This window comes from Kribbella ginsengisoli (genome assembly GCF_039537185.1).
In the GTDB taxonomy this organism is placed as follows: Bacteria; Actinomycetota; Actinomycetes; order Propionibacteriales; family Kribbellaceae; genus Kribbella; species Kribbella koreensis.
On sequence record NZ_BAABAA010000007.1, the window covers coordinates 362,011 to 374,177 of the forward strand.

10 protein-coding genes are annotated in these 12,167 nt (G+C 69.4%); all 10 read right to left on the bottom strand.

Annotated elements, in window-relative coordinates; all coding sequences use genetic code 11:
* Positions 1-22: 22 nt before the first annotated feature.
* From ABD768_RS25170 to ABD768_RS25215, 10 genes are read right to left on the bottom strand one after another with little or no spacing between them, the layout of a single operon-like run.
* Positions 23-1,195, bottom strand: coding sequence for a glycosyltransferase (locus tag ABD768_RS25170; protein WP_344844596.1), 1,173 nt, complete (start codon positions 1,193-1,195; stop codon positions 23-25).
* A 1-nt stretch (position 1,196) separates the two neighbouring features.
* Positions 1,197-3,806 (bottom strand): glycosyltransferase family 4 protein, encoded by a 2,610-nt coding sequence (locus ABD768_RS25175; protein ID WP_344844598.1) that lies wholly within the window; start codon positions 3,804-3,806, stop codon positions 1,197-1,199.
* Positions 3,803-5,104, bottom strand: coding sequence for a nucleotide sugar dehydrogenase (locus tag ABD768_RS25180; RefSeq protein WP_344844599.1), 1,302 nt, complete (start codon positions 5,102-5,104; stop codon positions 3,803-3,805). The genes ABD768_RS25175 and ABD768_RS25180 overlap by 4 nt, the downstream gene beginning before the upstream one ends.
* A 25-nt stretch (positions 5,105-5,129) precedes the next feature.
* On the bottom strand, positions 5,130-6,308 hold the full coding sequence (locus ABD768_RS25185; RefSeq protein WP_344844602.1) for an acyltransferase family protein: 1,179 nt from the start codon (positions 6,306-6,308) through the stop codon (positions 5,130-5,132).
* Positions 6,309-6,312: 4 nt separating this feature from the next.
* The gene (gene wecB, locus ABD768_RS25190; protein ID WP_343967380.1) at positions 6,313-7,374 is read right to left on the bottom strand and encodes a non-hydrolyzing UDP-N-acetylglucosamine 2-epimerase; all 1,062 of its coding nucleotides are present in this window, start codon (positions 7,372-7,374) and stop codon (positions 6,313-6,315) included.
* Positions 7,374-8,414, bottom strand: coding sequence for a Gfo/Idh/MocA family protein (locus tag ABD768_RS25195; RefSeq protein ID WP_343967379.1), 1,041 nt, complete (start codon positions 8,412-8,414; stop codon positions 7,374-7,376). Before ABD768_RS25195 ends, wecB begins: the two co-directional genes overlap by 1 nt.
* Before the next feature lie 3 nt (positions 8,415-8,417).
* The gene (locus ABD768_RS25200; protein ID WP_344845311.1) at positions 8,418-9,509 is read right to left on the bottom strand and encodes a DegT/DnrJ/EryC1/StrS family aminotransferase; all 1,092 of its coding nucleotides are present in this window, start codon (positions 9,507-9,509) and stop codon (positions 8,418-8,420) included.
* Positions 9,506-10,117, bottom strand: a complete 612-nt coding sequence (locus ABD768_RS25205; RefSeq protein ID WP_343967377.1) for an acyltransferase — start codon at positions 10,115-10,117, stop codon at positions 9,506-9,508. Before ABD768_RS25205 ends, ABD768_RS25200 begins: the two co-directional genes overlap by 4 nt.
* Positions 10,114-11,334, bottom strand: coding sequence for a glycosyltransferase (locus ABD768_RS25210; protein ID WP_344844605.1), 1,221 nt, complete (start codon positions 11,332-11,334; stop codon positions 10,114-10,116). The genes ABD768_RS25205 and ABD768_RS25210 overlap by 4 nt, the downstream gene beginning before the upstream one ends.
* Positions 11,335-11,338: 4 nt before the next feature.
* The gene (locus tag ABD768_RS25215) at positions 11,339-12,166 is read right to left on the bottom strand and encodes a hypothetical protein (protein WP_344844608.1); all 828 of its coding nucleotides are present in this window, start codon (positions 12,164-12,166) and stop codon (positions 11,339-11,341) included.
* Position 12,167: the final 1 nt, after the last annotated feature.

The following is a 12,167-nucleotide window of genomic DNA, read 5'->3' on the forward strand; positions in this document are numbered from 1 at the left end:
CTGCCGGGGCCTTCGCCAAAGATCAGTGAGCGTTGGCAGGCGGTTTGGCCAAAGCCGAGTAGGCCGAGACCAGTACCGCCGCGTCGTGCTCCCAGTTGAGTTCGTCACCAGCAGCCCGTACGCCGTCGACGTACCCGGCGTAGTCCGCGATCAACGACCGCACGGCCGCCGCAAGTGAAGCGCCGTCGCCAGGCGTGTACAGCGTGCCCAGATGGTACCGATTGATGACAGCCCGCAATTCAGGCAGATCCGCAGCGACGACCGGCACGCCCGCCCGCACCGCGTGGAACAGTTTGTTCGGCAGCGCGAGCCGGTGGTTCTCGCACGTGTTCGTCAACGTGACAAGGGAAATCCCCGACTCCTGCAGCACCCGGTCGACCTCGTCGATCGACGTCTCCGGCACCTTCTGGACCGGCCCCAGATCGAGCCGGTAGTTCGGATCGACCGACCCCATCAGCAACGTCGGGAACGGCGCCAACAGACGAGCAGCCTCAACCACAGCAGGCAGATCCCGCCCGGCGCCGACGCGACCGGCGTACAGCAAACCGGTCGGCGAAGCAGGCAGAACCGGAGCAACCGAAGAGCGCGGGAACGTGTTCCGGATGACCCGCACATCCGGAAGCCCGCGCTCGCGCAGCCGCTGCGCGATCCCATCGCTGACCGTGAAGACCACAGCAGCCTGACGAGCCAGCCCGAGCTCGAACCGACGCCCACGGACCCGCCACAACGGCGTCGGCCGCCCCGGCAACGCCCGGTCGAACCACAGCTCATGGCTGTCGTAGACCAAGCTCGCCGACCATTGAGAAGCGAACGAAGCGGCGAGCTCCAACGTGTTGAAGTCGTGCGCGTGCACCACGTCGAACGGCTCGAGCGATGCCAGCAACGAAGCAGCCGCAGTACGCCACTGCTTCTCCGTCCGCAGCCGGTGCTCCGGCAGCAGCAGCCACCGGCCGAACCGCTGCACGAGCACCTTCACGCCACGCCGCCCATGCCCGACAGCAGGACCGCTACCACCACGCAGACCGGCCGAGCGGGATACCGACTCGACCGTCGCGCCACCCTCGAGCGTGAAACCCTCCGGCACGTCCCGGCCGACCACGTGGACCACGTGGCCGGCTCCGGTCAGTGCCGCGGCTTCGCGCAGGATGCGCGAGTCCCCGGCGATCGGGGACTGCGCAACCATCAGAACCCGCATGTCACCTTCCGCCGAGGAAGGGCAACAACGCCTCGACGGACTTACGGCCGTCGTGTACCTCACGGATGTACCGCGGCCCCGCGTCGGCGACCTTGCGGGCTTCCTCGCGCTCGGCGACGAGCCGCTCGATCACCTCGGTCAGGTCGTCCGGCGTCGCCTCGACGATCGGCAGATCGGTCGGCAACAGGTCGCGGATGTGCTCCGCGACGTGCCCGACGGTGATCCGGCCGGCCGCCATCGCCTCACAGGCGAAGACACCGTACGAACCGAGCAGCAGCTGGTCGACGACGATGTCCGCGTCCTTGACCATCGCCACCAGCTCCGGGTGCGGAACACCCTGCACCCGCTGGTACTTGATCAGGCCGCGAGCGTCGAGGTCGGTCAGCACCGGGTCGACGAACGCCGAACCCTTCAGCGCGCTCGCCGACGGTGCGTGCAGCACCACCGGCACCTCACGCTCCAGCACCGGCGTCGTGGAGGCCAGCTCGTCCGGGTCGACGACGACCGGCAGCCACTCGCTGCCCTCGACGTACTCGACCAGGTCGGGCGTGGTGACGAACTTGGGCCCGTCGTACCCGGCCAGGTGCTCGCGGAGCAGATCGTTGGCCGCCTGCAGGCGAACCGTCAGCTCGTCGTTGCGATCCGCGAACGGCGAGAACTGGTACCGCGCACGGTGCCGGGCCGGATCACGCACCTCGGAACCGTGGAAGACCAGACCGTGCCGGATCCCGGCCGCGTCGAGCATCGGAACGTCCAGGGTCCACATCTGACCCTTCAGCTGACCGAACATCGGCCGGCCCGCCTCGAACAGCACGTGGGTGACGTTCTGCAGCGCCCACGCGGTCAGCTCCAGCTGCCAGCGCAGGTCGTCGCGGTACTGCTCGAACGTGCCGCTGCGATGCACCTTGAAGTCGAACTTGCCGCTGTTGGTCGACAGCGACTCCGCGGCGATCGACGGGACCTCACGGGTCACGGCGGTCGTCCACAGGTACGCCTGACCGGCGCTGTTCGTCGGCCCGATCAGCAGCCGGCGCCCAGGCGCCTCGGAGTCGACCTCCATCGACGGCTCCAGCTGCTTGCGGCCGAGCATCTCGGTGTAGAGCGCACGCAGGCTGTCGGCCTGACCACTCCAGGCCGAGGTCTGCTTGTACGCCGGGTCCGCCAGCCGCTCGCGATACGTCTCGGTCCGGCTCAGCAGCAGCTTCGCCTTCTCCGCGAAGCTCGCCGGGTTGGCGGCCTCGAAGTACTCGCCGATGCCGTGCCGGGTGACCCATTCCTTCATGCTGGCCATGTCGCTGACCAGCACCGGCAGACCGCCCAGGCTGTACTCGAACAGCTTGTTCGGCATCGCCATCTCGTGGTTCGGCGCCCGCAGCATCGGGATGATGCCGGCGTCGGCCGTGGAGAGGAACGCGGTCACCTCATGCGGCGCGACCGGGGACAGGTAGTGCATCCGGTCCTCGACCCCGAGGCTCTCCGCGAGCTTGCGGAGCACGTCGACGGCCGGCTGCTTCGGCGACGGTACGGCGACCACCGCGAGGTGCACGCCGGGCATGCTCGGCATGGCCTCGATCGCGGTCTCGATCCCGCGGACCGCGGTGATGCCGCCGCTGTAGACCAGCAACGGGACCTCGCGCGGCAGCCGGACCTTGGCCCGGATGTCCCGCTCGATCTCGACCACTTCCGGGATGTCCGGGGTGTTCAGGATGACCGTCGGCTTGAGCGGGAGCTTGTGCTCCTTCTCCAGCCGGTCGGCGATCGCGGTGCTGACCGTGATGACCCGGTCGGCCGCACCCATGTACTCGGCCTCGTGCTTGGCCCAGGCAGCGATGAACTTCCGCGTGCGCGGTCCGTACAGCGCGATGCCCGGCACGTACTCGTGCGCGTCGTAGACGACCTTCAGGTCCTTGCCACGCAGCTTCGCGCGGCCGGCGGCACGGGCGGCCACCCCGATCACGTGCATGTCGTGCGCGTGCACGACATCCGGCTCGAGCCGGTCGATCAGGTCGCCGAAGGCGTACTCGTAGTCGAGCGCATCCGGGTGCACCCGGCGCCAGCGAGCCGGCCAGGTCAGCCGGTGCGCCACGCCGTCGTACGCCCGCCAGCCCGCACGGAACGGCTTGTCGATCACGTTGCCGAGACCCTTGCGCAGCCAGATCCCGCGCCGGGCGGCCTGCCAGCCGCTGCGGCGGACCAGCCGGCCCAGGACGCCGACCTTGTAGGCCAGCGGCCCGGTCTTGCCGGCCTTCCGGGCTCCGATCGCGTGGCCGGAGTCGGCCTTGATCTCCTTGAGCCCGGCCTGCACCCGAAGGCTGCGGGCCCGGTACGCGCGCGGAGTCTTGTAGCCGACGAACGGCGGACGCCATTCGCGGTGCTTCTTCCGCGCGAACTTCTTCTCCTCGCGCAGCGTGAACGGCACCGCGACGCGGACGATCATCGCGCCGTCGAGCATCTCGCGCGACTGCGGTTCACCCCAGCTCGCGACCCCGAGCACAGTCACCTGTACTCCGGCCTGGGCCAGCGCTGCTGCCTCTTTACGGACCCGGCTGTCGTTGGTGACCGCGTTCGCGACGAGCATCACCACCCGAAGTTGCTCCGGGGAACGCGTCACTGGCGGACCGACCTTCCGATCACGATCCGACGGACACCCGCCCAGCGCGCGGCGTCGGTCGCGTCGCGACCGTCCACCAGCACCTGGACGCCCGGCAGCTCGGCCGGGGTCAGCTGCTTGTACTCCGGGTGGTCGGCCTGCAGCACCGCTGCGTCGACCGGCTCGCCCAGGTGGTACGCCGTGAAGCCCAGGCCCTGCAGCTCCTCGTCGGAGTACATCGGGTCGTGCACGAACACCTCGGCGCCACGCGACTTCAGCGCCTCGACGGCCGGGAAGACACCCGAGAACGCGGTCTCCTTCACCGCACCGCGGTAGGAGGCGCCCAGGACGACGACCTTCGCGCCGGCCAGGTCGCCGTAGGCGCCCTCGAGCAGACCGATGGTGTACTCCGGCATGTCCAGGTTGGCCTCGCGGGCGGCCCGGACCACGGTGGCCTCCGGGTCGGTCCACAGGTACAGCCGCGGGTAGACCGGGATGCAGTGGCCGCCGACGGCGATGCCGGGACGGTGGATGTGGCTGTACGGCTGCGAGTTCGAGGCCTCGATCACCTGGTGGACGTCGATGCCGTTCTGCGCGGCGAACCGGGCGAACTGGTTGGCCAGGCCGATGTTGACGTCGCGGTAGGTGGTCTCCGCGAGCTTCGCCAGCTCGGACGCCTCGGCCGATCCGAGGTCCCAGACGCCGTTGCCGCGCGGCAGGTCGGCGCGCTCGTCGAAGTCGAGAACGGACTCGTAGAACGAGATGGCGCGCTTGGCGCCTTCCTCGGACAGGCCGCCGACCAGCTTCGGGTACTTGCGCAGGTCCGCGAAGACGCGACCGGTCAGCACCCGCTCGGGCGAGAAGACCAGGTGGAAGTCGCTGCCCTCGGTGAGGCCGGAGACCTCCTCGATCAGCGGCTTCCAGCGGTTGCGGGTGGTGCCGACCGGCAGCGTGGTCTCGTAGCTGACCAGGGTGCCCGGGGTCAGGTGCTGGGCCAGCGAACGGGTCGCGTTCTCCATCCAGCCGAACTCCGGCTCACCGGTCTTCTCGTCCACGAACAGCGGGACCACGATGACGACCGCGTCGGCGCCGGGGATGGCGTCGGCGTAGTCGCTGGTCGCCCGCAGGCGGCCGTCCGCGACCGTCTCGGCCAGCAGCTCGCCCAGGTGAGCCTCACCCGGGAACGGCTCCTTGCCCGCGTTGACCAGGTCGACGAACGCCTGGTTGATGTCGACACCGACGACTTGGTGTCCCTTGGTCGCGAACTGGACCGCGAGCGGCAGTCCGATCTTGCCTAGGGCAACTACTGCGATACGCACGAAAACTCCACTTGGTATGAATCATTCATCGGGGACCTCGCAGGCGCTTCTCCAGTGGGTGCTCAACGCACTTGTAGAGCAAGGCTGAGGCGGCGATCGAGAGCGCCAGCACGCCGGCGTACCAGGTCAGGTTCGACCAGCTGGCCGGAGCGGAAACACCGTGGAACTCACGGATCGCGTAAAGGATGGTGGCGTGGATCAGGTAGAACGAGTACGACCACTGGCCGAGCGCGACCAGTGGCTTGCTGCGCAACAGCGACCGGCCGCCACGCATGTCCCGGGCGGCGACCGACAGGATCAGCAGGCCGTACAGGACGGTCAGGATCTCCTTCTGGGTCAGCGCCATCGTGGTGGCGAAGGGGACCGTCCGGTGCAGGCCGGAGTAGTACAGGGTGTAGAGCCCGGCCGCGAAGATCGCGAACGCCACCGGGAACGGCAGCCAGGGCCGCCAGCCCGACCGCAGCGCGATGGCCAGGCCGATGCCGAACAGGAACGCGACCGAGTGCCACACCGGTTGCGGCAGCGTCGGCAGCGTGTGCGGGTTGTGGAACAGGAGCAGCTTGTACCCCGCGCCGATCACGACCACTGACGCGCACAGGATCAGCCCACCGGCCAGCTTCAGCCGCTGGGTGGCCCGCCAGACGAACGGGAAGTACGCGTAGAAGAAGGCCTCCACCGACAACGTCCAGGACGCCGGGTTACCGGAGTACAGGATCGTCGGGTCGTTGGACCAGCCGTGCAGCAGGACCAGCGACAGCAGCAGGACGCCGATGTCGAACGGCTTGATCCAGCTCATCGCCGGGTCCGGGTGGATCCGGTAGAAGACGAAGACCGCCGCGAGCAGGGCGACCGCGTGGGCCGGCCAGATCCGGGCGAACCGGCGCCGGTAGAACGTCCCGACCTTGGTCCCGGGCTGCGCCGACCAGGTCAGCACGAATCCGGACAGCACGAAGAAGAAGGTGACTCCGGAGGTGCCGTAGGTGAGGAACTTGAAGATCGGCAGCGGAGCGAGGTTCGTCATGTGGTGGGCGAACACGAAGAAGGCCGCCCACCAGCGCAGGCCGGTGAGCGACTCGACCCGGGGCAGCCGCTTCTTGGGCGGCTCGTCGGCAGGGCCGGCCACCACCGGCACCGCCGGCTCGTCCTGAGCCGGCGGTGCGGTGGCGATCGGTTCCTGCGACTTCTCTTCGGCTGCCTTCGTCATCGTCCTATCCTGCGGCGAGTGCTGCTACGACCCGGCCGGCGGCCTGACCGTCGCCGTACGGCGCGGCCTGGGCTGCCGTCGGGACCGGCCGGACGGCCAGCTCGGGCAGCTTCGACAGGTCCGTGGTGAGCACGTTCCAGCCGTCTTCGATGGTTTCGGTCCACTCGGTCTCGGTGCGCAGCGTGGTGCACGGCGTACCGAGCAGGAAGGCCTCCTTCTGCAGGCCTCCCGAGTCCGTCACGACGCCGACCGAGCCCAGGACCGCCGCGACCATCTGCGGGTAGGCCAGCGGCTCGGCGGTGTGCAGCGAACCGCCCGGGCGCTCCAGCTTGATGCCGAACTCGGCGCAGCGCGCGACCAGGCGCGGGTGCGCGAGCAGCAGCACCGGGGTGTCCAGCGCGGCCAGGCCGTCGACGATCGCGGCCAGCTGCTCCGGGTCGTCGGTGTTGTCGGCCCGGTGGATGGTGGAGACCAGGTACTCGCCGCGCTTCAGCCCGTCCGGGAGCTCCAGCGGCTGGTCCTTCACCGCGTCGCGAACCCGGAAGCAGACGTCCGTCATGACGTCGCCGACCAGCCGCGAGCGGTCCTTCAGACCCTCGTTGGCCAGGTGACCCATGGCCACCTCGGTCGGCGCCAGCAGGATGTCGGCCGCGTGGTCGGTGAGCACCCGGTTGTGCTCCTCCGGCATCGAGCGGTTGAAGGAGCGCAGGCCGGCCTCGAGGTGCGCGACCGGCAGGTGCATCTTCACCGCCGACAGGGTGCCGGCGAGGGTCGAGTTGGTGTCGCCGTAGACCAGCACCCAGTCCGGGCGGTGCTCGTCCAGGACGGCGTCCATCGCCGACAACATCGCGCCGGTCTGGACACCGTGGCTGCCCGACCCGACGCCCAGGTGGACGTCGGGGGCCGGGATCTTCAGGTCGGCGAAGAACACGTCGGACATGTTCTTGTCGTAGTGCTGCCCCGTGTGCACGATCACGTGCTCGTGGTCGGTGGCGGCGAACGCCTCCGCGATGGGGGCGAGCTTCACGAACTGCGGGCGGGCGCCCACGACGCTGAGAACCTTCATTACTGCGCGGCTCCAGCGTTGTCGGTGCCCAGGACGCCGTTCACGGCGTCGGTCAGCGCGACCGACTTGCCGTCTTCGGCGGCGGACTGGATGACGGCCTCGGCGACGACGACGGTGGCCAGGCCCTGCTGCAGGGTGACGATGTCGGTCTCCTTGCCCAGGATCGCGTCCCGGAACGCCTCGTGCTCGGCCTTCAGCGGCTCGGGCTTGGCGATCGCGTAGCGGATCATGTCGCCCTCGGAGACACCGCGGAAGTGCGCGACGTCGTCCCAGGCGGTCTGCACGGTGCCGTTGGCGTGGAAGGACAGGTCGGCCGTCAGGGTGTCGGCGATGAACGCGCCGCGCTCACCGGTGACGACGGTCAGCCGCTCCTTCATCGGGGACAGCCAGTTGACCAGGTGGCTGGTCACGGTGCCGTCCTGCAGCTTGCCGGTGACGGCGATCAGGTCCTCGTACTGGCGACCGGACTTGTGCGCGCTCTGGGCCGAGACCGACGCGAAGGGCGACTGGGTCACCCAGGCGGTCAGGTCGATGTCGTGGGTGGCCAGGTCGAGCACCACGCCGACGTCGGCGATCCGGGCCGGGAACGGGCCCTGCCGGCGGGTGGTGATCTGGTAGATGTCGCCCAGTTCGCCGTTCTCGAGGCGGACCCGCAGCGCCTGCAGCGCCGGGTTGTACCGCTCGATGTGACCGACGGCGCCGATCACGCCGGCGGCCTCGAAGGCCTTGGCGATCTCAGCTGCCTCGGACGACGAGCCGGCCAGCGGCTTCTCGATCATCGCGTGCACGCCGGCCTCGGCCAGCGCCTTGGCGATCTCGGTGTGGTACTGGGTCGGGACCGCGACCATGCAGTAGTCGATGCCGGCGGCAATGAGCTGCTCGACGTTCTCGTGCACCGGCAGGCCGTTGGCCACACCGTGCTTGTCGCCACCCGGGTCGGCGACGGCGACCAGGTCGACGCCCTCGAGGGAGCCCAGGACGCGGGCGTGGTGCCGGCCCATCATGCCCAGACCGATCAGTCCAGCGCGGAGGTTGGCCATGGTTCACGCACCTGCCTTGGCGACGGTCGCGACCGCGGTCACGATCCGGTTCAGGTCTTCCTCGGACAGCGAGGGGTGGACCGGCAGCGAGAGCACCTCGGCGGCGGCCTTCTCGGTCTCCGGCAGGTCCAGCTCGCGCTGGAACGACGGGAGGCGGTGGTTCGGGATCGGGTAGTAGACGCCGCAGCCGACACCGTGCTCGGTGCGGAGCGCGTCGGCGAAACCGTCGCGGTCGTCGGTGACCCGGATCGTGTACTGGTGGTAGACGTGGGTCGCCTCGGCGGCCACGGTCGGGATCGTCACGCCCTGCAGGTTCGCGTCCAGGAAGGTCGCGTTCTCCTGCCGCTGCTTGGTCCAGCCGCCGACCTTGGTGAGCTGGACGCGGCCGATGGCGGCGTGCAGGTCGGTCATCCGGTTGTTCAGGCCGACGACCTCGTTCTCGTACTGCTTGAGCATGCCCTGGTTGCGGAACAGCCGCATCCGGCGCTCGAGGTCCGCGTTCGCGACCGAGTTCATGCCGCCCTCACCGGACGTCATGTTCTTGGTCGGGTACAGGGAGAACATCGCGAACTCGCCGAAGGTGCCGACCGGCGCGCCGTTCCAGGTCGCGCCGTGCGCCTGCGCGGCGTCCTCGTACAGGTGCAGGCCGTGCTTGGCGGCGATCGCGCCGAGCTCGGTCATGTTGGCCGGGTGGCCGAACAGGTGCACCGGCATGATCGCCTTGGTCTTGTCCGTGATCGCGGCCTCGACGGCGGCCGGGCTCAGGCAGAAGTACGTCGGCTCGATGTCGACGAAGACCGGGGTGGCGCCGGTCAGCGCCACGCTGTTGGCGGTGGCGGCGAAGGTGAACGACGGCACGATGACCTCGTCGCCCGGACCGACACCCGCGGCCAGCAGGCCCAGGTGCAGACCCGAGGTGCCCGAGTTCGTCGCGACGCAGGCTCGGCCGGAGACCAGCGCTGCGCCGAACTCCTGCTCGAAGGCAGCGACCTCAGGACCCTGGGCGAGCATTCCGCTGCGCATCACACGGTCGACTGCCTCCCGCTCCTCCTGCCCGATGATCGGCTTCGCGGCCGGAATCGGCTGCACCATCAGTTCTCCTCCTGGTTTTCGCCGGCCGGCCGCAGCCGTCCGTCGGTTTCGATGTACATCTCGCCCGTCTGCGGGCATTTCCAGTCGCCGTTGCCGACCTCCTGCAACGGAACGCCTGCCTTGCCGACCCACCTGATCCGGCGGGCCGGGACCCCCGCGACCAGCGCGAAGTCTGGCACGTCCTTGGTGACGACCGCACCCGCGGCGACGGTCGCCCAGCGGCCGATCGTGACCGGCGCCACGCAGACCGCGCGAGCGCCGACGGCGCTGCCCGTGCGCAGCGTCACACCGACGGCGTCCCAGTCGGACGCGCTCTTCAGCGTGCCGTCCGGGTTGATCGCGCGCGGGAAGTGATCGTTGGTCAGCACCACCGCGGGCCCGATGAAGACGCCGTCCTCGAGCACGGCCGGCTCGTAGACGAGGGCGTCGTTCTGGACCTTGCAGTTGTCACCCAGCGTCACGCCGGTGCCGATGTAGGCGCCGCGGCCGATGATGCAGTTCTTCCCCAGGACCGCGTTCTCGCGGATCTGGGACAGGTTCCAGACGGACGATCCGTCGCCGATCTGCGCGGTCTCGTCGACATCTGCCGACGCTGCGATCCGGGACGTCACAAGCTCTCCTTCGAGTCAAACCAATCGGTGAGTGCACGGGCGGAACGCCGCCCGTCGTGCAGCTCCGCCACGAAGCCGGGGCCCGCGGCGGCCTGCTCGGCGGCCGCCGTACGGTCGGAGAGCAGGTCGGTGACGACGCTTGCCAGCGAATCGGGATCCGCCTCGACGATCGGCACCTCGCGCCCAGTCAGACTACGCACCCGATCGCGAACCGCCGAACCGACGTAAGAAACGCACAAACGCCCGGCGGCCAGCGCCTCGACCGCCGCGACCCCGTAGAGGCCGATCCGGAGCTGGTCGACAACGATGTCCGCGTCGCCGATCACGGCCGGCATCTGCTGGTGGGTGACGCCGCTGATCCGCCGGTACTCGATCAGGCCGCTGTCCGCGAGCCCGGTCAGCACCTCGTCGATCCGGTCGCTGCCCTTGAGCTGCGCGCTCGACGGGACGTGCACGACGACCGGCCGGTCGGTAGAGAAGAGTGGTCTGGCCGCCCGGGCCCACGGCGCCGGGTCGATCGCGACGGGCAGCCAGCGCGCGGCCGGTACGTCGTCCAGCAGATCGACCGTGGAGACGAACACAGGGACATCCGCTGCATCGACCAGCTCGGCGAACCGGGCTGCCTGCGTCTCCAGCCGGTCGGTCAGCGGGTCGCCCGGGGTGAACGGGGACCAGCGTTCACGCTTGGCGTGACGGCTCGGGAGGCGGATGTCCGAGCCGTGGAAGAGCAGAGCAGGCTTGATGCCGGCGTCCTTGAGCTGCTGGAGCTCGGTGAAGCCGTCCTTCAGGCCGCGGGCGCCGAACAGCGGACGCAGCGACTCCATCAGGACGTGCGTGTACGAGCCCAGGACGTGCTGCTCCTGGGCTCGCTGCCACCGCGGCTGACCGAACCAGACCAGTGGTACGCCGTAGTCGTCCTTGAACTGGAACTGACCCTTGCGGTGCACCGAGAAGCTCACCGCGGAGACACCGTCGATGGTGTCCGCAGCGCGGGCCCAGGCGTAGCCCTGGCCGGCGCTGTTGGTCGGGCCGATGAACAGCCGGACCGGGGTGTCGGCCACCTGCGGGAACTCCGGTAGCTGCGCGTAGCTGTACCGCAGCCCCTTCAGCCGTCGCCGGACCGCACCCGCGGTCCTGGCGATCGGCGTCGGCAGGTGGTCACGAAGAGTTCGCGCAGTTGTCACCTGCACGTCCACCCCACCAGCCCGGTCAAGCATTTGCTCACTCCTGCCCCGCTCCGACCAGTCGGTCGAGTTCGCGGCGGGCGGCGGGGAGGCCGAGTACCACTGGGGTCTCGGTCCGGACCTGCCCGATCTGCCAGCCGGCCCACACGGATCCGCCGTCGAGGGCGATGATCACGTCGGCCTGGCCGATCGTCTTCATCACGTCGGCGCGGGTGTTCACCCTGCTCCAGTAGGTCTTCGCGAGGTTGTCGGCCTTGCGGTTCTGGGTCAGCTTCTTCACCGGCCCGGCCTTCTTGATTGCCGAAGGCAACATCTTCCCACCGGCCCGGCGCAACTTCCGCGCCCGCCACTGAGCAGCCTTCACAACCCGCTTCGCCCCAGTAGGCCGCGGCTTGGCCACAGGCTTGGGAGCAACCGGAGCAGGCTTCGCCGTGTTGATCGCCTCAGCTTGAGCCGCCTCGTCGCCTGCGGCGACCTCGGCGGGAGACGAAGCGGAGGAAGCGGCGGTGGCACCGCCGGACTCGTCGCCTTCGGCGACCTCGTCGGCTTCGGTCGTCGGCGACTCCGCCGCTGCCTCGTCCGTGACCGCTTCGGGCGCAGGCGCCTTGGCTGACTCACTCACACCGGCCGGTACCTCATCAGCTTCCACCGGTGCTTCTACCGGCTCCACCGGCGGTACAACTGCTACCGGCATGCGACCGGGGCCGACCAGGGTGAAGCTCTTGACGAGGCCGTCGACGGGGCCCGATGGGGGGATCCAGGCGACGACGTCGAGGTCCAGGTTCTCCGGGCTGCCGAGGTCGGCGCGGACGGTGTCGAAGTACGACGGCGGGAGCCGTCGTGTGCTCAGGAGTACGACCTTCATG